Raw genomic sequence first — 20,547 nt, 5'->3', positions numbered from 1 at the left:
CTTCCGCGGGTTCCTGTCCCCGTCCGGCGGCCAAGCTCACACCGGAGTGACGAGGCAGGAGCTGCTCGCGGTGGCGAGCAGTTTGCCGTCGGCGTCGCGGAGCTCGGCGTCAGCGAAACAGACTCGCTTGCCAGGCTTGGTGACCCAGCCGCGGGCGACGATCGGACCGGTATCTGCGTGGATCGGTCGCATGAAGCTGACCTTGATCTCGATGGAGCTGTAGCCGACACCGGCGGGCAGGGTCGAGTGAACGGCGCATCCGGCAGCGGAGTCGAGCAACGTGCAGGCCAGTCCACCGTGCACCATCCCGATCGGGTTGTAGACCGATTCGTCCGGCACACAGGTGAATTCGACGGCGCCCTCCTCGACGGACGTCAAACGGAAGCCGATCAGTTCACCGATCGGCGGGTTGGCCTGTTCGCCCCGCGTCCACCGCGTCAAGAACTCCAGGCCGGAGACGTCTCGACCGAGCGTGGCCGTCGCCTTCGGATCGGCCCAAGAAACGGTCTTGGTCCGCGTTGCATCGAGTCCTTCTGGGGTTTTGGTCATGGATGAAGGCTAACATGCTGGATTCGGAATCTGAACTCAGATACCATGTGCGTATGGCACGAGAATGCTCAGTTGCAGCGGCGCTGTCGGTGGTCGGCGAGCAGTGGTCCCTGCTCGTTCTTCGAGAGGTCGCGCTAGGGGTGCGGCGGTTCGACGCGATCCGCGAGAATACTGGTGCATCGCGAGCCATTCTCGGCGCGCGGTTGCGCAGCCTCACCGAGGCGGGCGTCTTGGAGAAGGTGGAGTACCGCGAGCCCGGTTCGCGAACGCGGCACGAGTACCAGCTCACCCCGGCCGGCCGCGAACTGCAGCCGGTCCTGACCGCCCTCATGCAATGGGGCGACAAGCACCTTGCCGGGCCGGCTGGGCCGCCACTCACCGTTATCCACGCCAACTGCGGCGCGCAGGTCCGGGCTGCCCTGCGGTGCGAGTGCGGGCACGTGCTGACCGATACCGGTCGTGAGCTGGCAGTACTGCAAAACCGATAGACCCCGACCGTTGTCGAGGATCGCTGTCGATCCGCACGCCCATATCAATGTTCGGCGACAAGTCCGGCTACTTCGAACGGGCGCTGAACGCGTACGGGCGTGAGGGCCGGGAGTGCCGACGTTGCGGCACCCCGATGGTGCGGGAGCAGTTCATGAACCGGAGCTCGTTCTTCTGCCCGCGGTGTCAGGTGCCTCCACGACCGCGCAAGGCACGGCGACAGCGACCGCGTCATCGACGCGTCGGCCGGGCAGCGTCCCCAGAGTACCCACGTTCGCGAAGGTCGTTCCGCCGGCGTAGAGCCGGAGACGGACTCGCAATGCCGGTCGTGGCATCCGCGGGCGGGTGCCACGACCGGCCTTCGGTCAGCGGAGGTGACGGGCGAAGAATCTCGCCGCGTCCTCACCGGCGTACGACGGCACGCCGGTGTGCCCGCCCAGATTCGCCTGGAGCGTCTTCTCCCGGGAACCGAAGGCATCGAACAGGTCCAGGGCGGCCCGGCGGTCGTTGAACTCGTCGTCCCACTGGAGAAGCATGTGGATCGGGACGGTGACGTCACGCGCCTCGTCGAACGTCCGACGCGGGATCACGCTTCCGGCGAACAGTCCCGCCGCCCGGATCCTCGGTTCGGCCACCGCCAATCGGACGCCGATGGCGAGGAATCCGCCCGAATACGCGGCGGGGCCGGTGATCCCGGGCAGATCGAGCAGTGCATCGAGGGCGGCCTGCCATTCGGGTACCGCCTGGTCGACCAGGGGCAGGACCAGCCGGTCGACGACGTCGTCCGGGACGGGGTCGCCCGCCGAGAGTGCGGCGCGCAGGTCGGCGCGGGCGTCCGCGGCCCCGGGCAGGGGAGGACGGTCACCGGCTCCGGGCAGTTCCAGGGTGGCGCAGGACGCTCCGAGGGCCACGGTGGACAGTGCCCGCTGCACCAGCCGCGGATACAGGGCGTCGAGGCCGCCGGGGTGGCCGAGCAGGACCAGCGGCGTGGGGTCGGCGGACTCCGGCGGGGTCCACAGGATGCCCGGAATCGAGTTCAGGGTGAAGTGCTGTTCGACGGCGCCGTCGATCCGGCGCCGGGAGAGGAGATGCATGGTGAGGTCTTTCGCAGAGTGCTCTGTGGCGCTCCGGACGACCTATCGTCCGACCGTGACCTCCGAGAGGAGCGCCCATGTCGATTCGTTCACGGGTACCACCTCCTCTTTCCGCCGGCACGGCTACTGCGAAGCTACTCCTGCTCGCACCGGAACACCAGTGTTCTCCGCCGGGGAGAAGGAGACCGGCCAGGACCGCCTATTCTGATTCCGCCGCGCCGAAGGGAAGGTTCACCCGGCCGCCGGTGTTGTGCCGGAAGCGAACCCGACCGCGATCGAGAGGAATCCCCAGATGACCGAGCCCACCAGCGACCAGCCCGCCAAGACCGAACTGTGGGTGCAGCGCACCGGCACACGGCGCTACACCGGGCAGAGCTCGCGCGGGGCGCAGGTGCTGATCGGATCGGAGGACGTCCCGGGGGTGTTCACTCCGGGCGAACTCCTCAAGATCGCGGTGGCGGCGTGCAGCGGGATGGCGTCGGACTTCACCCTGTCGCGCCGACTCGGCGACGACTACGACGCCACCATCCGGGTCTCCGGTGCGGCCGACCGGGAGAACGAGGTGTACCCGCGGATCGACGAGGTGATGGAGCTGGACCTGTCCGAACTCGATCCCGAGGCCGCCCAGCGCCTGCTGACCGTGGTGGAGCGTGCCGTGGACCGGGTGTGCACCGTCGGACGGACCGTGAAGGCCGGCGCCGAGGTGAACCTGACCATCGACACCGAGTGAGCCCGGCGAGATGGAACGACTGACCGCATTCGTCCACGGCACCGTCCAGGGCGTCGGATTCCGCTGGTGGACCCGCTCGCGGGCACTGGAACTGGGGCTGACCGGCTACGCCAAGAACCTCGCCGACGGGCGGGTGCTGGTGGTGGCCGAGGGGCCTCGGCCCGCGCTGGACGTGCTGGTGGCGAAACTGCGTTCCGGGGACACCGCCGGGGCGGTGGATCTGGTGGTGGAGTCCTTCGGTCCGGCGCGCGGCGACCAGAACGGTTTCCACGAGCGCTGAACACCCCGAGCGCGGGACGAGAGCCGGGACCCGCGGTGGGTATCCTTGACCGTCGTGCACCTCAAGAGCCTGACCCTGAAGGGCTTCAAGTCCTTCGCGTCGGCGACGACCCTCCGCTTCGAGCCGGGCATCACCTGCGTGGTGGGTCCCAACGGCTCGGGCAAGAGCAACGTGGTCGACGCGCTGACCTGGGTGATGGGCGAGCAGGGCGCCAAGGCGCTGCGCGGCGGCAAGATGGCCGACGTCATCTTCGCCGGCACCTCCGGTCGGGCGCCGCTGGGTCGTGCCGAGGTGACCCTGACGATCGACAACTCCGACGGGGCCCTGCCGATCGAGTACTCCGAGGTCTCGATCACGCGGCGCATGTTCCGCGACGGCGCGGGCGAATACGAGATCAACGGGAACACCTGTCGGCTGATGGACGTGCAGGAACTGCTGTCCGACTCCGGTATCGGCCGCGAGATGCACGTCATCCTGGGGCAGGGGCGGCTGGCGGCGATCCTGGAGGCGCGCCCCGAGGAACGACGCGCCTTCATCGAGGAGGCCGCCGGGGTGCTGAAGCATCGTCGTCGTAAAGAGAAGGCCGTCCGCAAACTCGACGCGATGGCGGCCAACCTCGCGCGCCTCACCGACCTGACCGCCGAACTGCGGCGCCAGCTGAAACCGCTCGGCCGCCAGGCCGAGGTGGCACGCCGCGCCGCCACCGTCCAGGCCGAACTCCGCGACGCCCGGCTGCGGCTGGCCGCCGACGACCTCGTCACCCGCCGCACCGAGATGGCGCAGCACTCGGCGATGGAGGAGGAGATCCGGCGACGGTCGGACGAGGTGACCGCCGAACTCGATGCCGCGACCGCCGCGCTGGACCACAGTCGGGAACAGCTCGCCCAGGTGGCGCCCGCGGCCACCGAGGCGGGCCGGGTGTTCTACACGCTGTCGGCGCTCGCCGAACGGGTCGAGGGCACCCGCCGGCTCGCGAGCGAACGCGCCACCCACCTGTCGACGCCGAGCGCCCAGCCGTCCGGCCCGGACCCCGAGGAGCTCGAGCGCCGCGCCGAGGAGGCCGAGCTCACCGAGGCCGAACACGAGGCCGCCGTCGAGGAGTCCGCCGAGCGGCTGGAGTACGCGACCGTCGCGCTGCGGGCCGCGGAGTCGGCGTCGGCGGAGGCCGAGCGGGCCCACCTCGCCGCGGTCCGGGCCGTCGCCGACCGTCGCGAAGGTCTGGTCCGGCTCGAAGGCGAGGCCGCGAATCTGCGCACCCGCATCGACTCGGTCGACGGCGAGACCGCCCGCCTGACCGCCGCGATCGACGACGCCCGCGAGCGGGCCGACGCAGCGCGCCGCGAACGCGACGAGGCGCAGGCGCGGATGCGTGAACTCGAAGACCGGGAAGAAGGACTCGACGCGCATCACGAGCGCCGGGTCGCCGCGCTGACCGCGGCCACCGAACGGGTCGTCGAACTGCAGCGGTCCGAGCGCGAGGCCGAACACGGGATCGCCGCGCTGACCGCCCGGATCGAGGCGCTCGCGATCGGTCTGGAGCGGGCCGACGGCGGCGCCTGGCTGCTGGAGCAGGAGACCGAAGGGATCCTCGCACCGCTGTCGGACCTGCTCAGCGTGCAGCCCGGATACGAGACGGCGCTCGCCGGAGCACTCGGTCCCGCGGTCGACGCCCTCGTCACCGCCGATCGTCTGGCCGCCCTCGGTGCCCTGGCCGCGCTGCGTGCCGGCGACGGCGGCCGTGCCTCGCTGATCGTCGGCGGTCTCCCGGAGCGGCCGCTCGGCGACCGCCCCGCACTGCCCGACGGCGCGGTGTGGGCGCGCGACGTGGTGACCGCCCCCGCAGAGATCGCCGGTGCGCTCGACGTCCTGCTCGCCGACACGGTCCTGACCGAGACGGCGCAGGAGGCGATGGCGGTGGCCGTCGAACTCGGGGTGCGCGCGGTGACCGGGGCGGGCGATCGGATCTCCGCGGCCGTCGTCGAGGGCGGTGTCTCGGCGCGGCCCTCGACCCTGGAGGTGCAGTCGGCGATCGACACCGCCACCGACGACCTGGCGCGCACCCGCCGCGAGCGGGAGCGGCTCGACGAGGTCCTGGCGCAGGCCCGGGGCGTCGAACGGGAGGCCGCCGAGGCCGCGGAGGGCGCCTTCGCGGCGCTCGTCGAGTCCGACTCCCACATCGATGCCGTCTACGAACTGCTGGCCAGACTCGGCGAGAACATCCGTGGCGCCGAGCAGGAGGCCGACCGGCTGGTCCGCCAGCGGACGTTCGTCGAAGCCGGTCGCGCCGAGAACCTGGCCGCGCTCACCGAGGTGGACGAGCGGCTGCGGGCGGCCGCCGACGAGTCCGCCGACGACGTCGACGACGACGCCGATCACGCGCTGCGCGAGGCCGCGGCCGCCGAGGTGGCCACCGCGCGTTCGGTAGAGGTGGAGACCAGGCTCGCCCTGCGCACTGCCGAGGAGCGACTGGCATTGGTGCGCGGCCGGGCGGAGGCCCTGCGCCGCAGCGCCGCCGCCGAACGGAGCAGCCGGGAGCGGCTGCGCAGGCAGGACGCTCAGCGCCGGTACGCGGCCGGGGTCGCGGCCGCCGTCGCCGAGGCCTCGGCACGGCTCGCCGACGAGGTGGCCCGCGCGGTGGAGACCGCCGCCGCCGGTCGCGACGAACTCGAAGCCGCGCGGGCGGCGCGCACCGTCGAGACCGAGGAACTGCGGACCCGCGTGGACGCCGCGACCGCCACCCTGAACCAGCTCCGGGACGCGGTGCACCGGGACGAGGTCGCCAAGGCGCAGGCCGCGCTGCGGATCGAGCAGTTGGAGGAGCAGGTCCTCGAGCAGTTCGCCGTCGCCCCGGACGACCTGATCGCCGAGTACGGTCCCGATGTGCCGATGCCGCCGTCGGACCTGGAGATGCGGGAGTACGAGGAGGCCAAGGCGCGCGGCGACGACGTCGTCGCCCCGGCCCCGATGCCGTTCGACCGCCGGACGCAGGAATCGCGGGCCAGGAAGGCGCAGAAGGATCTGAACACCCTCGGCAAGGTGAATCCGCTGGCGCTGGAGGAGTTCGCGGCGCTGGAGGAACGGTACAACTTCCTCTCCGCGCAGCTGGAGGACGTGAAGGCCGCCCGGGCCGACCTGCTGGAGGTGGTGGCCGACGTGGACGCCAAGATCCTGCAGGTCTTCACCGACGCCTACGCCGACGTGGAACAGGAGTTCACCCAGGTGTTCGCCACGCTGTTCCCCGGCGGCGAGGGACGGCTGGTGCTCACCGACCCGAACGACATGCTGACCACCGGCGTCGAGGTGGAGGCCCGCCCGCCGGGGAAGAAGGTCAAACGGCTCTCGCTGCTGTCCGGCGGCGAGAAGTCGCTCACCGCGGTGGCCATGCTGGTCGCGATCTTCCGGGCCCGGCCGTCGCCGTTCTACGTGATGGACGAGGTGGAGGCCGCCCTCGACGACGCCAACCTGCGTCGGCTGATCGGCCTGTTCGAGCAGCTGCGCGAGCGGAGCCAGCTGATCGTCATCACCCACCAGAAGCCGACGATGGAGATCGCCGACGCCCTGTACGGGGTGAGCATGCGCGGCGACGGCATCACCCAGGTGATCTCGCAACGACTGCGCGGCGTCGACCTGGCTCGGCAACACTGAACGTCACCGGACACCGAACTTCCATGAACACCGCGAACTGAAAGGGTCCTCTTCGTGGACACACAACTGATCATCGGCATAGTCATCGCCGTCCTCGTGCTGTCGGCGCTCGTCATCGGCGGTGGTATCGCGCTCCAACGGCGGCGGCGGATCTCGCTGTCGGACTCGGAGCCGGAGAAGCAGGTCGCCGACGGCCGGCGCGAGGTCGACAAGTCGGGCGGGTATCAGACCGGTTCGGGGTTCAACTTCACCCAGGGCGGCACCGCCACGCTGGAGAAGGAACCGGTGGGGGAGAAGCCCACCGCACCGAAACCCACCGCACCGAAACCCCCTGCGCCGAAACCCACCGAGCCCAAGACCCCTGCACCGACGCCGCCTGCTCCCGAAGCCGAGCCCGTCGAGCCCGAGCCCGTCGAGTCCGAGCCGGTCGCGCCCGCTGAGCCCGAGTCCGCTGAGCCCGAATCCACCGAGCCGGAACCCGCCGAGGCCGGATCGGAGCCGAAGTCCGCCGAGTCCACTGAGTCCGAGTCCGCCGAATCGGAGTCGGTCGCCGAGACCCCCGAGAGCACCGTCGACGACGAGGTCGCGACTCCGGACGCGGTCGCCGAGCCGGAGACGGCACCCGAGCCGGAGGCAGTGCCGGAACCCGAACCCCTGCCCGAACCCGAGCCCGAAGCGGCCGCCCCGGCCCTCGACGAGATCGCCCCGACCGACGGCCGGCTGTCCCGCCTGCGGGGGCGTCTCGCCCGGTCGCAGAGCGCCATCGGCACGTCCATGCTCGGTCTGCTGGGGGCCGGCGACCTCGACGAGGACTCCTGGGAGGAGATCGAGGACACCCTGGTGATGGCCGATCTGGGCACCTCGGCGACCACCGCCGTCGTCGATGCCCTGCGCGCCGAACTGGCGACCGGCAAGGTGCGCACCGCCGACGAGGCCCGGGCGGCGCTCCGCACGGTGCTCATCGCGCAGCTGCACCCCGAACTCGACCGTTCGGTGAAGGCGCTCCCGCACGCCGGCGGTCCTGCCGTCGTGCTGGTGGTGGGCGTCAACGGCGTCGGCAAGACCACCACCACCGGCAAGCTGGCCCGCGTCCTCGTGGCCGACGGACGCCGGGTGCTGCTCGGCGCCGCCGACACCTTCCGGGCCGCCGCCGCCGACCAGCTCCAGACCTGGGGCGAGCGCGTCGGCGCGGGCATCGTGCGCGGCAAGGAGGGCGCCGACCCGGCGTCGGTGGGCTTCGACGCGGTGGCCACCGGCATCGCCGACGGCGTCGACGTGGTCCTGATCGACACCGCGGGCCGTCTGCACACCAAGACGGGCCTGATGGACGAGCTCGGCAAGGTCAAGCGCGTGGTGGAGAAGAAGGCCCCGGTCGACGAGGTGCTGCTGGTCCTCGACGCCACGGTGGGCCAGAACGGGCTCATGCAGGCGAAGGTGTTCGCCGACGTCGTCGATCTCACCGGAGTGGTGCTCACCAAGCTCGACGGCACCGCCAAGGGCGGCATCGTCTTCCGGATCCAGGAGGAGCTCGGCGTGCCGGTCAAGCTCGTCGGCCTCGGCGAGGGCGCCGACGATCTGGCGCCGTTCGTCCCGGAGGCGTTCGTCGACGCGCTGCTCTGAGCACCGTCCCGGACAGGGGATCGCGGCCCGGCGAGCCGGATCCCGGATGCCCGATTCGTGCGGATGGCGCGGCCCCCGGCGACCCGGTGACCAGCCGCGTCATCCGTACGACTCGGGCGGCAATCCAGCGTTAACGGTGCAGATGTTCGTGTAACACGGCGGAAATCAATCAGCGCGTTCTCAGGAAACCTGCTCGCGGGAAGGTCTCTTCACAACGTCGAACCCGGCGTAGATTGAGGAGGTTCCACCGTGACAACGGCTCTACCCGAGAGCGTTTTCGGCACGTTCGATACCGGCAACACCGCATGGGTCCTGATCAGTGCGGCGCTCGTGCTGATGATGACCCCGGCACTCGCATTCTTCTACGGAGGCCTGACCGGTAAGAAGTCGGTCCTCAACATGATGATGATGTCCTTCGGATCGATGGCGACCGTCGCGGTCGTCTACGTCCTGTGGGGCTTCTCGATGTCGTTCGGCAACTCGCTCACCGGGGACGATGACATCCTGGGGCTGTTCTCCAACCCCTTCTCCCTGTTCGGTTCGGACCAGCTGATGGCGACCGACGGCGACAAGGTGGTGCTGTGGGGAGACGACGGCTCCGGGATCCCGGCCGTCGTGTTCCTGGCCTTCCAGCTGACCTTCGCGATCATCACCGTGGCCCTGATCAGCGGTGCCGTGGCCGAACGCGTCAAGTTCGGCACCTGGCTGGCGTTCACGGTCCTGTTCGTCACCGTCATCTACTTCCCGCTCGCCCACATGGTGTGGGGCGGCGGCCTGCTGGGCGGCGGCGAGCGCAGCTTCGCGGCGTGGATCTTCGGCAGCGAGGACGGCGAGGCCAAGGTGGCTCCGGTCGACTTCGCCGGCGGCACCGTGGTGCACATCAACGCCGGTATCGCCGCGCTGGTCCTGGCGATCCTGGTCGGCAAGCGCGCCGGCTTCGGCAAGACCGCTCACCGCCCGCACAACATCCCGTTCGTCATGCTCGGTGCCGCCCTCCTCTGGATCGGCTGGTTCGGTTTCAACGTGGGCTCGGAGCTCGGCGCCGACGCGACCGCCGGCCTGGTCTGGGTCAACACCACCGTCGCCACCGCCGCCGCCATCATCGGCTGGCTCGCCGTGGAGTGGATCCGCGACGGCAAGCCGACCTCGGTCGGCGCCGCCTCGGGTATCGTCGCCGGCCTGGTCGCCATCACCCCGGCCTGCGCCGCACTGACCCCGGTCGGCTCGATCATCCTGGGCGCCGTCGCCGGTGTCCTCGCCGCGCTGGCCATCGGCCTGAAGTACAAGTTCGGCTTCGACGATTCGCTCGACGTCGTCGGCGTCCACCTCGTCGCCGGCCTGTGGGGCACCGTCGGCATCGGTCTGCTGTCCAAGGACGCCGGCCTCTTCTACGGCAACAACCTGAAGCTGCTGGTGATCCAGATCGTGATCGCCGCCATCGCTCTGGCGTTCACCGCCGTCCTGACCGCCGTCCTCTACTACGTGCTCAAGCCGCTCGGCTGGCGCATCGACGCCGAGGACGAAGCCCGCGGGATCGACTCCGCGGAGCACGCGGAGACCGCGTACGACCTCGTGTGACCTTCCCGGCCGGGCGACACGTGTCGCCCGGCCCGGTCGCTCGACCACCACCACTTAGGCTGAACACCAGAACAGAAAGGGTGTACCCATGAAGCTGATTACCGCCATCATCAAGCCGTTCACGCTCGAGGATGTGAAAACCGCACTGGAGCAGCTCGGCATCGTCGGCATGACGGTCAGCGAGGTGCAGGGCTACGGCCGCCAGAAGGGCCACACCGAGGTCTACCGCGGCGCCGAGTACGCCGTCGACTTCGTGCCGAAGGTCCGCGTCGAGGTCGTCATCGACGACGAGGACGTCGATCAGGTGACCGACGCGATCGTCGAGGCGGCACGCACCGGGAAGATCGGAGACGGCAAGGTCTGGGTCTCCCCGGTGGAGAAGGTCATCCGGGTGCGCACCGGTGAACGCGGCACCGAAGCTCTCTGAGGCGGCCGCGCCGGATCCGGCGCGGCGCCTCAGCGCGGCCCGTGCGGACGTCCTGGCGATGTACTCGCCGGACGAGGCGGCCGGAGAGCCGCTCCGCGCGGGCCTCGCGGCCGCTTACGAGCGGTGGCTGGTCGACCGGTCCGCGGAGCTGGGGATCGTCGAGGGCAGCGGATTCGCCGTCGTCGCCGTCGGCGCCCTGGGCCGCCGCGAGATGGTCCCCGGATCCGACCTGGACCTGGTGCTCCTGCACGACGACCGGTATCCCGACCGCGTCCAGGAGATCGCCGACGGGCTCTGGTACCCGATCTGGGACTCCCGGGTCGGCCTGGACCACAGCGTCCGGACCATCCCGGCGGCGCTCCGCGTGGCCCGCGAGGAGCCGACCGCCACGCTCGGTCTGCTCGACGCCCGCTTCATCGCCGGCGACGAGGACCTGGCGGCCCTGATGATCGCGTCGATCCGCAACCTCTGGCGGGTCGAGGCCCGACTACGTCTCCCGGACGTCCTGGAGATCACGCACCAGCGGTGGAAGCGGGCCGGGGAGATCGCCCAGCACGCCCAACCCGACCTCAAGCACGGCCGCGGGGGACTGCGGGACGTCCAACTGCTCAACGCGCTGGCCCTGGCGCAGTTGACGGACGGTCTGTCCCGGTTGCGGGCCGACCAGCCCGGCACCCCGGTGGCCCAGGCCTACGAACGTCTCCTCGACATCCGGACCCAGCATCAGCTGATCACCGGGCGGTCGCGGGATCGTCTGCAGGCGCAGGAGGCCCAGCAGCTGGCCGGGGCCCTCGGGCTCGCCGACCGGTTCGAGTTGGCCGGTCTGCTCAGCGACGCCGCCCGCACCGTCGAGTTCGCCGTCGACACCGGACTGCGCACGGCGGGCAACTCCGTCGGCCGACGCGGACTGGCCAGGTTCCGGCGGCTGCCGCTGCGGAAGCCGCTCGACGAGGGCGTCGTCCAGCACGACGGCGAGGTGGTCCTCGCGCGGTCGGCCATGCCCAGCCAGGACCCGGGCCTGGTGTTCCGCGTCGCGGCCGCGGCGGCCAAGAACGATCTGCCGATCAACGGTCCCGCGCTGGAACGGCTCGCCAAGTACGCGCCGGACCCGGTGGAGCCGTGGCCGGCCGAGCCGCTCAGCGACCTGCTGGTCCTGCTGTCGGCGGGGGCGCCGATGGCGCGCACCGTGGAGGCGCTGGACCGGATCGGGCTGTGGGACAAGTTCTTCCCCGAGTGGGGCGGCGTGCGCGATCTGGCGCCGCGCGACCCGATGCACACCTGGACGGTGGACCGGCATTCTGGTCGAGACGGTGATCGGCGCGGCGTCGTTGACCACCAGCGTCTCGCGTCCGGATCTGCTGCTGCTGGGTGCGCTGATCCACGACATCGGCAAGGGCCGCGGCGGCGATCACAGCGAGATCGGTGCCGAGATCGCGGTGGAGATCGGCAAGCGGCTCGGACTGTGGCCGCACGACGTCGAGATCCTCTCGGCGATGGTGCGGTACCACCTGCTGCTGCCGTCCACGGCGACGCGCCGCGATCCGACCGACCCGAAGATCGTCGAGTCGGTGGCCGACACCCTGGGCCGGGACCGGGTGCTGGTGGAACTGCTGGGTGCGCTGGCGCAGGCCGACGGTCAGGCGACCGGTGCGGCGGCGTGGAGCGACTGGAAGGCCTCGCTCATCGCGGGGCTCACCGGTCGGCTGCTCACGCTGATCGGCGGCGCCGAACTGCCCGAACCCGAGCCGCTCACCGCCGACCAGGCGGCGCTGGCCGAGGAGGGCGGTCTGCACGTCCGGCTGGAGGCCGGCGACGGTCCCACCACGTACGTGGCGACGCTCGTCGCGCCCGACCGGCCGGGGCTGCTGTCCCGGATGGCCGGGGTGCTGGCGGCGTCGGGGCTCACCACGCACTCGGCGCACGTCCGGTCGCACGCCGGGCACGCCGTGAACTCGTTCGTCGTGATGCCCGCGTTCGGCGATCCGCCGGACGTCCAGGTGCTGCGGCAACGGCTGCGGAAGGCGCTGGAGGGCGTCGACGTCGTCGCCGGCCTCGCCGACGGCGAGGATCTGCCGCCGGTGCTGGCACCGCCGCGGGCGACGTGGGTCGAGGACTCGGCGTGCGGATCGCTGCTGCTGGAGGTGCGTTCGGCGGATCGTCCCGCGCTGCTGGCGCGGATCTCGGCGGTGCTCGAACGCGCCGGCGCCGACGTGATCTGGGCGACGGTGACGACGCTCGGGTCGACGGTGATCGACACCTTCAGCGTCGAACTCTCCCGCGACACGCCGGGGGCCCGGGACGAGATCGCCGAGGCCGTCCTGCGGGTCTGTCCGGGGCCCGCGCACCCGGCGCGCTGAGAAGTGGAAGGATAGGGGAATGTTCGAATCCCTTTCCGACCGGTTGACCGGTGCCCTGAAGGATCTGCGTGGCAAGGGGCGGCTCACCGACGCCGACATCGATGCGACGGCCCGCGAGATCCGGCTGGCACTGCTCGAAGCCGACGTCTCGCTGCCGGTGGTCCGGACCTTCATCGCCCGGATCAAGCAGCGCGCCAAGGGCCAGGAGGTCTCCGGCGCGCTCAATCCGGCGCAGCAGATCGTCAAGATCGTCAACGAGGAGCTCGTCGAGATCCTCGGCGGCCAGACACGGCGGATCCAGCTGGCGAAGACCCCGCCGACGGTCATCATGCTCGCCGGTCTGCAGGGTGCCGGTAAGACGACGCTCGCGGGCAAGCTGGCCCACTGGCTCACCAAGCAGGGGCACACCCCGATCCTGGTGGCCTGCGATCTGCAGCGCCCGGGTGCGGTGCAGCAGCTCCAGATCGTCGGCGAGCGCGCCGGCGTTCCGGTGTACGCGCCGAACCCGGGTGCCGCGGTCGGAGGGGAGGGCGAGCTCGGCGTCGACCGTTCCGGCGATCCGGTGTCGGTGGCCCTCGGCGGCGTCGCGCACGCCCGCGAGAAGCAGCACGACGTGGTGATCATCGACACCGCCGGTCGCCTCGGCATCGACGAGGTCCTGATGCGGCAGGCCTCCGACATCCGCGACGCGACCAGCCCCGACGAGGTGCTCTTCGTCCTCGACGCGATGATCGGTCAGGACGCGGTCGCCACCGCGCAGGCCTTCGCGGCGGGCGTCGACTTCACCGGCGTGGTCCTGACCAAGCTCGACGGCGATGCCCGCGGCGGCGCGGCGCTGTCGGTCCGGGAGATCACCGGCCGGCCGATCATGTTCGCCTCGACCGGTGAGAAGCTCGACGAGTTCGACGTCTTCCACCCGGACCGCATGTCCAGCCGGATCCTCGGCATGGGCGACGTCCTGTCGCTGATCGAGCAGGCCGAGCAGCACTGGGATGCGGCCGAGGCCGAGAAGGCCGCGGAGAAGATCAGCCAGGGCGAGTTGACGCTGGAGGACTTCCTCGAGCAGATGCTGATGATCCGCAAGATGGGTCCGATCGGGAACCTGCTCGGCATGCTGCCGGGCGCGGGCGAGATGAAGGACGCCCTCGCGCAGGTCGACGACAAGCAGCTCGACAAGATCCAGGCGATCATCCGCGGCATGACTCCGGCCGAGCGGGCCGATCCCAAGATCATCAACGCCTCGCGGCGGATCCGTATCGCCAACGGCTCGGGCGTCACCGTGACCGATGTGAATCAGCTGGTGGACCGCTTCTTCGCGGCCCGCAAGATGATGTCGCAGATGTCCGGCCGCATGATGGGCATGCCCGGCGGCGGTGGCAGGCGCAACAACCGCAAGGGCAAGAAGGGCGCCAAGGGGCGCAAGGGCAAGGGCCGCGGACCCACCCCGCCCAAGGGGATGCGCGGCGGCATGCCCGGAATGGGCATGCCGGGGATGCCGGGCATGCCCCCGGGGATGGGGATGCCGCCCGGCATGGACCTGTCCCAGATGCCGCCGGGGCTCGACCAGCTCCCGCCGGGCCTGGAGGGCATCGACCTGAACAATCTGAAGCTGCCGAAGAACAAGTAGGAGCCCGCCCGTGTCGAGCAGTGACCTGGGATCGGCGCCCGGCGTCGTCGAGCATTACCGCGGCATCGATCCGTTCACCGATCAGACCCTGGAGTTCTGGGTCGACGGCGGACGGATCTCCACCGCGCCGATCGCCGGCGCCGAGACCGTCTCCGACGGCGGCTGGATCGTGCCGGGACTGGTCGACGCGCACAACCACGTCGGGATCGCACCCGGCCTCGGCGTCACGATCGAACGCGCCCGCGGGTTCGCCCGGCAGGACGCGCAGGCCGGGGCGCTGCTGCTCCGCGAGGTCGGGTCGCCCGTCGACACCCGTCCGCTCGACGACGACGCCCACGGCCCGCGCTTCCTGCGGGCCGGCAAGCACATCGCACGACCCAAGCGGTACCTGCGCGACTACGGCATCGAACTCGACGACCCCGACGTGCTCGCCGACGAGGTGCGCCGTCAGGCGGCCGCCGGCGACGGCTGGGTGAAGCTGGTCGGGGACTGGATCGACCGCGAGGTGGGCGACCTCGCGCCGCTGTGGACCCGCGCGCAACTGGACGCCGCCGTGGCCGCCGCGCACGAGTCCGGCGCCCGGATCACCGCGCACGTCTTCGGCTACGACGCGCTGCCGGACGTCATCGGGGCGGGCTTCGACTCGATCGAGCACGGCACCGGGCTCACCGAGGACCTGATCGACGAGATGGTCGCCCGCGACATCGCGCTGGTCCCGACGCTGATCCAGGTGGAGAACTTCCCCGGCATCGCCGACGGCGCCGACCGGTTCCCGGTCTACCAGGCGAACATGCGCAAGCTGTACGAGACCTCGGGGGCGGTGTACGCCGCGGCCCGCGAGGCCGGGGTGGCGCTGTACGCGGGCACCGACGCCGGCGGTTTCGTGGCGCACGGCCGCATCGTCGACGAGGTCCAGGCGCTCACCGGGATCGGTTTCTCACCGCTGGAGGCGTTGGCGGCGGCGTCGTGCACGCCGCGCGAGTGGCTGGGCGTCGAGGGCATCGTCGACGGCGCCCGCGCCGACTTCCTGGTGCTCGACGACGATCCGGCACGATCCGTGGCGGCCCTGCGCACCCCGAAGCACGTGGTGTGCGGCGGCGCCCGGATCGCCTGACGATCCCGTCGGCGTCAGACAGCGCTCAGAACAGTCGGACGGCGCCGACGACGACGAGCAGCACCGCGACCACGTAGCCGGCGGCCTTGGTCAAGGAGTCTCGGTGGCTGCGCGCGGTCTGGAACAGACGGCCGACCCACGAATCGGGATTGTGTCGTACCAGGCCCAGCAGCAGCGCCGACAGGATCGGCAGGCTCAGGGCGACGGTGGCGAACAGGGGCAGACCGGCGTAGCGCTCGATCGTCGGCATGTCACTCGTCGACAGGATCGCGAGGCCGAGGAAGAACGGTACCGAGGTCACCGACTGGATGAGGCCGAGGCCGAATCCGACGAGCATCGTCAACGGTGACGGCGACCGCAGCGGCGCGAGGACCTTGTCGATCATGTCCGTCGAGTCGCCGCCCCGGAAGGTCGCGATCGCCCCGCCCACACCCACCAGGATCAACACCACGCCGAAGATCCACGAGTCGATCACCGACTGGACGAGGGAGCCGAAGCCGTCGAACACGGCCAGCGTGATCAGGGCGAGGAAGAAGACACCGAGCCAGTCGCCGATCACCAGGAGTCCGGCGATCGATCGGTAGCGCCCCGGGGGGAGCATGATCGCCAGTGCCACCAGGACACCGATGAGCAGCACGTTGATCGCGTCGAAGAACGCGAAACCGAGTGCCTGGAGCATGGATTGCGGTCCGTTCCTCGTTCGACAGATCCGGGGGAAGTGCCCGATGCGCCCGGATGGCACACGTCGCCGAGTCTAATCACGCTCCGGTGGAGAGCACTCAATCGTGCGGCTGTGACGTTGCCTGCTTTTGGCCGCCGCCGTCGTCGTCTGGCAGAATGAACCGCTGGTTCGCCGGAAGCGGTCACGCACCGACCGGCGGTCACCCCGTAAGAGATCGCAAAACCGGATCCGCCGCTCCTCGGCGGATCGCTGAATTGCGCTGTGACACAGAGGAAGTCTTCACATGGCTGTCAAGATCAAGCTCACCCGGCTCGGCAAGATCCGCAACCCGCAGTACCGCATCATCGTCGCCGACGCCCGCACCCGCCGCAACGGCCGGGCCATCGAGACCATCGGCAAGTACCACCCGAAGGAGGAGCCCTCGCTGATCGAGGTCGACTCCGAGCGCGTGCAGTACTGGCTGGGCGTGGGCGCGCAGCCGACCGACCCGGTGCTGGCGATCCTCAAGATCACCGGTGACTGGCAGAAGCACAAGGGCCTGCCGGGCGCCGAGGGCACCCTGAAGGTCGCCGAGCCCAAGCCGAGCAAGCAGGAGCTGTTCGCCGCCGCGCTGGCCGCCGCCGAGAACGAGCCCGCCGTCGAGGCCACCACCGCCAAGAAGAAGTCGGCCAAGAAGGCCGACGAGGCTGCGGAGAAGGTCGACGAGGCCGCCGAGGGCGACGACAAGTGAGTGCTGTCATCGCTGACGCCGTCGAGCACCTGGTGCGCGGCATCGTCGCCAATCCCGACGACGTGCGGGTCGAGCTCATCACCGGTCGTCGCGGCCGGATGATCGAGGTTCACGTGAACCCCGAGGATCTCGGCAAGGTGATCGGCCGCAACGGCCGCACCGCTACCGCGCTGCGGACCCTGGTCGCCGGTGTCGGCGGCCGGGGCATGCGTGTCGACATCGTCGACACCGACCGCTGACCGCACGCACGTCGAAAGAGATCGGGAGACCACGATGGATCTGGTGATCGGCCGGGTGGCCAAGACCCACGGCGTCCGAGGTGAACTCGTGGTCGATGTGCGGACGGATTCCCCCGGCGAGCGTTTCGCCGTCGGAACCGTCCTGCGCGGCCGTGCACCCAAGGGTGCCGGCGAGAAGAAGTACACGGTCGCAGCCGTCCGGCCTCACGCCGGGCGGCTGCTCGTGTCCCTGGAGGGCGTCACCGATCGGGACGTCGCCGCGGCGATGCGCGGCACGCTCTTCCTGATCGACGCCGCCGACGTCGACTCCGGCGACGATCCGGACGAGTTCTACGACCACGAGCTGATCGGCCTGCCGGTCGCCACCGTGGACGACGAGCCCGTCGGCGAGGTGTCCGACGTCCTGCACCTGCCCGGCGGGGAACTGCTCGCGGTGAAGACTCCCGCGGGGAGAGAGGTGCTCATCCCCTTCGTCGCCGAGATCGTGCCGACGGTGTCCCGGGACGGGATCGTCGTCGATCCGCCCGAAGGACTGCTGGACCCGGACTCCGAGTCCCCCGAGCCCGTCGACTCGCCCCCTGAGCCCGTCGACTCGTCCCCTGAGCCCGTCGAAGGGTAGACCCGTGCGCATCGACGTCGTCACGATCTTCCCGGAGTATCTCGAACCGCTCAGCGTGGCGCTGCTGGGCAAGGCGGTCGACGCCGGCCTGCTCGAAGTGGGCATCCACGACCTGCGGAACTGGACGCACGACGTCCACCGCAGCGTCGACGACCAGCCGTACGGCGGCGGACCCGGCATGGTGATGAAACCCGAGGTGTGGGGTCCGGCGCTCGACGAGGTGTGCCCCGACGAGGCGCTGCTGGTGGTCCCCACGCCCGCCGGGCGGCCGTTCACCCAGGCCACCGCCGAGCGCTGGAGCACCGAGGAACACCTGGTCTTCGCCTGCGGACGGTACGAGGGCATCGACCAGCGGGTGTTCGACGACGCCGCGCGCCGCGTGCGCGTGGAGGAGGTCTCGCTCGGCGACTTCGTGCTGATCGGGGGAGAGGCCGCCGTGCTGGCGATGGTCGAGGCCACCACCCGCCTGATCCCCGGGGTGATCGGCAATCCGCAGTCGCACCGGGAGGACTCCTTCTCCGACGGGCTGCTCGAAGGACCCAGCTACACCCGGCCCAAGGTCTGGCGCGATCTCGAGGTCCCGCCGGTGCTGCTGTCCGGCGACCACGCGAAGGTGGCCGCCTGGCGCCGCGAGCAGTCGCTGGAACGCACCCGCGAACGTCGACCCGAACTGCTCGACGACTCCGCGGACTGATCTCTCGGGTCTGCACCGTCGTGCGCGGCGTGTCGTGGAACCGGATCGGTCCGCGCTGCGTCTAACCGGGTATGGCACCTCGTACCAATTGGGTCGTCCCGCTCGGCACGATTCTGAATCGTCTCGATTCGATGGACGTCGGCGGCGCCGCCGCCGACGCCGCGGAACTGAACCGCATAGCCGACGCTGCGAAGACGATCGCGTTCGGGCTGGCCAAGAGCTTCGGCGGATTCGACGAGCTGATCGGGCGTGGACCGCTGGCCGCGGACGAGGCGGGTCTCGCCTTGAGCGATCGTCTCTCGGCGGCGGCGAACCGGCTCCTGGACGCCGGGTCCAGTCTTGGTGATGCATCCGGCGATCTGGCGGCGTCGGCGGCGCTCGGACCGCAGATCGTCTCGCTGGCGAGCACCATGCCGCGCAACCTCTCCGGCGCGCGGCTCACCATGATCCTGGTCTCGCGCACGATGGATCACGTGTACAGCGAGCCGATGAGCGCGCACGCGGTGGGTCTCGGCGCGGGAGGATCCGGGGGCGGGTGGCAAGGGCTGTCGGCAGCGGACAAGAGTCTCCTTCGCCGCGGCGACAGCGGATCGACGGAGGATCCGCCGGCCGGTAGGACGCCCGTACCCGGTGCGCCGGGCGACTCGCCGTCGACACCGGCACCGTCGGCGTCCGCCCCTGCTCCGACCGCGCCCGCCCCGTCGACCCCGACCCCGACTCCGCTTCCCTCGGCCCCGGCTCCCCGAGGTGCGCCCGGTGGAACACCGCCGGACGGGCCGCCGGCGGACGGAACCTCCCCGGGCGGCGGTGCCCCCGGCCGCGGTGCGCCGACGAGCCCCGCCCCTCCGGTGCCGGGAACCGGAGGTCCCGGGGCACGGGAGGTCCCCGAGCCGAGTCCGGTCCGCCCCGGCTCGGGAACCGTTCCGGTGGCCTCCGCCGAGACCGGACCGGTGCGCACCGCGCCGGGAGGACCGAGCACGACGCCGGGACCCGGGGCCGTCGTACGAGGACAGCCGGCCGCGGCCGTGCCGGCGCTCGCGCTCCCGACGGATCCGGTCGGCGCGCGACCGGGCGGACCCGGCGGTGCGCCGTTCACCGGAGCTCCGCTCATCGGGGCCGGTCCCGCCGGAGCCGCGGCGACGTCGTCTCCGCCGCGTCTCACGACCGTCCCCTCGGGGCCGCCGACGGGGAGCGGGCCGCCGGTTGCGGGGGCATCGCGCGCGGGGCTCCCCGCCGCGGGACCGCCGACGGCGCCGCTCGCTCCCGGCCAGACCGCCCGGCCGACCGCGGGTTCCGCGCCGCCGGGGATGCGGGGATCGTCGTCGATCGCTCCGCCCTCGGGTCTGTCCGGCACTCGCGACGACGAGGAACGACGACGCCCCGGTTATCTGCTCTCGACGCAGGCCGCCGTCGACCTGATCGGCCCGTTGCCGATGGCCGGGCCCGCGGTGCTCGGTGCGATGCCCGACGATCCCGGACCCGCCGACGATCGGGACGCGGAGGAATCCGACGACGAGCAGGACCTGGATCTGACGCTGTAGAGGGTGCCCGGTGTCGTACCGGGGAGGATTTCTCCACCGGCCGACGGTCTGGCAGAATGGATCGGGTTGTCCGGACACGGACACCGAACACCGACACGGGTACGAACCGGTCGATCCGGATCGTCGCGCAGCGACGGGGCCGGACGCCAGGTTCCTCTGCACCACGCGACGCCAGATTGGATCCACCATGAACACTCTCGACTTCCTCGACAAGCAGTCCCTCCGCGACGACGTCCCCGAGTTCGCCCCCGGCGACACCGTCGACGTCCACGTGAAGGTCATCGAGGGCTCCAAGGAGCGCATCCAGGTGTTCAAGGGCGCCGTGATCCGTCGCCAGGGCGGCGGCATCCGCGAGACCTTCACCGTCCGCAAGGTCTCGTTCGGCGTCGGCGTGGAGCGCACCTTCCCGGTGCACAGCCCGAACATCGACAAGATCGACGTCATCACCCGCGGTGACGTCCGTCGCGCCAAGCTGTACTACCTGCGCGACCTGCGCGGCAAGGCCGCCAAGATCAAGGAAAAGCGCTGACCTGCG

Annotated in this window: 19 protein-coding genes and 2 pseudogenes; 18 read left to right on the top strand and 3 right to left on the bottom strand. The window is 70.8% G+C overall.

Translation table 11 applies throughout. The annotated features are described in order from the left end of the window. Positions 1-36: 36 nt before the first annotated feature. Positions 37-549 carry a PaaI family thioesterase gene (locus tag QM809_RS15975; protein WP_415046699.1) on the bottom strand — a complete coding sequence of 171 codons (513 nt, stop codon included), beginning with the start codon at positions 547-549 and terminating at the stop codon, positions 37-39. A 53-nt stretch (positions 550-602) separates the two neighbouring features. On the opposite strand from QM809_RS15975, the gene QM809_RS15970 reads away from it, so the two are divergent. Next, positions 603-1,037, top strand: a complete 435-nt coding sequence (locus tag QM809_RS15970; protein ID WP_415046698.1) for a winged helix-turn-helix transcriptional regulator — start codon at positions 603-605, stop codon at positions 1,035-1,037. Positions 1,038-1,096: 59 nt separating this feature from the next. Continuing rightward, positions 1,097-1,243, top strand: a pseudogene (locus QM809_RS15965) (zinc finger domain-containing protein); the annotation flags it as partial. 157 nt (positions 1,244-1,400) lie between these two features. Here QM809_RS15965 and QM809_RS15960 read toward each other — a convergent pair. Further along, entirely contained in the window at positions 1,401-2,129 is a 729-nt protein-coding gene (locus QM809_RS15960) for an alpha/beta hydrolase (protein ID WP_415046697.1), read from the bottom strand. 292 nt (positions 2,130-2,421) lie between these two features. Here QM809_RS15960 and QM809_RS15955 point away from each other — a divergent pair, with 292 nt between their 5' ends. The 10 genes and pseudogenes from QM809_RS15955 (at position 2,422) to QM809_RS15910 (ending at position 15,507) form a co-directional block, all read left to right on the top strand. After that, positions 2,422-2,859: an OsmC family protein gene (locus tag QM809_RS15955; RefSeq protein WP_415046696.1), complete on the top strand. Its 438-nt coding sequence runs from the start codon at positions 2,422-2,424 to the stop codon at positions 2,857-2,859. Between the two features lie 10 nt (positions 2,860-2,869). Then, positions 2,870-3,139, top strand: a complete 270-nt coding sequence (locus QM809_RS15950; protein WP_415046695.1) for an acylphosphatase — start codon at positions 2,870-2,872, stop codon at positions 3,137-3,139. Between the two features lie 54 nt (positions 3,140-3,193). Then, a complete protein-coding gene (smc, locus tag QM809_RS15945) occupies positions 3,194-6,784 on the top strand; it encodes a chromosome segregation protein SMC (protein WP_415046694.1) in 3,591 nt (1,196 codons plus the stop codon). A gap of 54 nt (positions 6,785-6,838) precedes the next feature. Continuing rightward, positions 6,839-8,404 carry a signal recognition particle-docking protein FtsY gene (gene ftsY / locus QM809_RS15940; RefSeq protein WP_415046693.1) on the top strand — a complete coding sequence of 522 codons (1,566 nt, stop codon included), beginning with the start codon at positions 6,839-6,841 and terminating at the stop codon, positions 8,402-8,404. A gap of 249 nt (positions 8,405-8,653) precedes the next feature. Then, on the top strand, positions 8,654-9,982 hold the full coding sequence (locus tag QM809_RS15935) for an ammonium transporter (RefSeq protein WP_415046692.1): 1,329 nt from the start codon (positions 8,654-8,656) through the stop codon (positions 9,980-9,982). A gap of 88 nt (positions 9,983-10,070) precedes the next feature. After that, positions 10,071-10,409 carry a P-II family nitrogen regulator gene (locus tag QM809_RS15930; protein ID WP_415046691.1) on the top strand — a complete coding sequence of 113 codons (339 nt, stop codon included), beginning with the start codon at positions 10,071-10,073 and terminating at the stop codon, positions 10,407-10,409. A 58-nt stretch (positions 10,410-10,467) separates the two neighbouring features. Then, a pseudogene (locus QM809_RS15925) lies at positions 10,468-11,163 on the top strand ([protein-PII] uridylyltransferase); the annotation flags it as partial. A gap of 556 nt (positions 11,164-11,719) precedes the next feature. Continuing rightward, positions 11,720-12,766: an ACT domain-containing protein gene (locus QM809_RS15920; protein ID WP_415046690.1), complete on the top strand. Its 1,047-nt coding sequence runs from the start codon at positions 11,720-11,722 to the stop codon at positions 12,764-12,766. A gap of 19 nt (positions 12,767-12,785) precedes the next feature. Then, complete coding sequence (gene ffh, locus QM809_RS15915) at positions 12,786-14,393, top strand: signal recognition particle protein (protein WP_415046689.1); 1,608 nt, start codon at positions 12,786-12,788, stop codon at positions 14,391-14,393. A 10-nt stretch (positions 14,394-14,403) separates the two neighbouring features. After that, a complete protein-coding gene (locus QM809_RS15910) occupies positions 14,404-15,507 on the top strand; it encodes an amidohydrolase family protein (RefSeq protein WP_415046688.1) in 1,104 nt (367 codons plus the stop codon). A gap of 25 nt (positions 15,508-15,532) precedes the next feature. Here QM809_RS15910 and QM809_RS15905 read toward each other — a convergent pair whose 3' ends face one another. After that, entirely contained in the window at positions 15,533-16,186 is a 654-nt protein-coding gene (locus tag QM809_RS15905) for a hypothetical protein (protein ID WP_415046687.1), read from the bottom strand. A 286-nt stretch (positions 16,187-16,472) separates the two neighbouring features. On the opposite strand from QM809_RS15905, the gene rpsP reads away from it, so the two are divergent. The 6 genes from rpsP to rplS all read left to right on the top strand — a co-directional run bounded on the left by rpsP (position 16,473) and on the right by rplS (position 20,541). Further along, positions 16,473-16,919, top strand: coding sequence for a 30S ribosomal protein S16 (rpsP, locus tag QM809_RS15900; RefSeq protein WP_415046686.1), 447 nt, complete (start codon positions 16,473-16,475; stop codon positions 16,917-16,919). Continuing rightward, positions 16,916-17,158 carry an RNA-binding protein gene (locus QM809_RS15895; protein WP_247867497.1) on the top strand — a complete coding sequence of 81 codons (243 nt, stop codon included), beginning with the start codon at positions 16,916-16,918 and terminating at the stop codon, positions 17,156-17,158. The genes rpsP and QM809_RS15895 overlap by 4 nt, the downstream gene beginning before the upstream one ends. A gap of 34 nt (positions 17,159-17,192) precedes the next feature. Continuing rightward, on the top strand, positions 17,193-17,777 hold the full coding sequence (gene rimM, locus QM809_RS15890) for a ribosome maturation factor RimM (protein ID WP_415046685.1): 585 nt from the start codon (positions 17,193-17,195) through the stop codon (positions 17,775-17,777). 4 nt (positions 17,778-17,781) lie between these two features. Next, positions 17,782-18,471 (top strand): tRNA (guanosine(37)-N1)-methyltransferase TrmD, encoded by a 690-nt coding sequence (trmD, locus tag QM809_RS15885; protein ID WP_415046684.1) that lies wholly within the window; start codon positions 17,782-17,784, stop codon positions 18,469-18,471. A 131-nt stretch (positions 18,472-18,602) separates the two neighbouring features. Next, positions 18,603-20,012: a hypothetical protein gene (locus tag QM809_RS15880; RefSeq protein WP_415046683.1), complete on the top strand. Its 1,410-nt coding sequence runs from the start codon at positions 18,603-18,605 to the stop codon at positions 20,010-20,012. 187 nt (positions 20,013-20,199) lie between these two features. Continuing rightward, entirely contained in the window at positions 20,200-20,541 is a 342-nt protein-coding gene (rplS, locus tag QM809_RS15875) for a 50S ribosomal protein L19 (protein ID WP_415046682.1), read from the top strand. Positions 20,542-20,547: the final 6 nt, after the last annotated feature.

The sequence above is a fragment of the Gordonia sp. (in: high G+C Gram-positive bacteria) genome, from assembly GCF_047600385.1.
Taxonomy (GTDB): domain Bacteria; phylum Actinomycetota; class Actinomycetes; order Mycobacteriales; family Mycobacteriaceae; genus Gordonia.
Note: the sequence above shows the minus strand (reverse complement) of the source record. Positions and strands in the feature narration are given on the sequence as shown.

Excerpts from the sequence above, each read along its gene's own strand:
- QM809_RS15975 (WP_415046699.1), bottom strand. The coding sequence starts at position 549 with ATGACCAAAACCCCAGAAGGACTCGATGCAACGCGGACCAAGACCGTT.
- QM809_RS15970 (WP_415046698.1), top strand. The coding sequence starts at position 603 with ATGGCACGAGAATGCTCAGTTGCAGCGGCGCTGTCGGTGGTCGGCGAG.
- QM809_RS15960 (WP_415046697.1), bottom strand. The coding sequence starts at position 2,129 with ATGCATCTCCTCTCCCGGCGCCGGATCGACGGCGCCGTCGAACAGCAC.
- QM809_RS15955 (WP_415046696.1), top strand. The coding sequence starts at position 2,422 with ATGACCGAGCCCACCAGCGACCAGCCCGCCAAGACCGAACTGTGGGTG.
- QM809_RS15950 (WP_415046695.1), top strand. The coding sequence starts at position 2,870 with ATGGAACGACTGACCGCATTCGTCCACGGCACCGTCCAGGGCGTCGGA.
- QM809_RS15930 (WP_415046691.1), top strand. The coding sequence starts at position 10,071 with ATGAAGCTGATTACCGCCATCATCAAGCCGTTCACGCTCGAGGATGTG.
- ffh (WP_415046689.1), top strand. The coding sequence starts at position 12,786 with ATGTTCGAATCCCTTTCCGACCGGTTGACCGGTGCCCTGAAGGATCTG.
- QM809_RS15905 (WP_415046687.1), bottom strand. The coding sequence starts at position 16,186 with ATGCTCCAGGCACTCGGTTTCGCGTTCTTCGACGCGATCAACGTGCTG.
- rpsP (WP_415046686.1), top strand. The coding sequence starts at position 16,473 with ATGGCTGTCAAGATCAAGCTCACCCGGCTCGGCAAGATCCGCAACCCG.
- rimM (WP_415046685.1), top strand. The coding sequence starts at position 17,193 with ATGGATCTGGTGATCGGCCGGGTGGCCAAGACCCACGGCGTCCGAGGT.
- QM809_RS15880 (WP_415046683.1), top strand. The coding sequence starts at position 18,603 with ATGGACGTCGGCGGCGCCGCCGCCGACGCCGCGGAACTGAACCGCATA.
- rplS (WP_415046682.1), top strand. The coding sequence starts at position 20,200 with ATGAACACTCTCGACTTCCTCGACAAGCAGTCCCTCCGCGACGACGTC.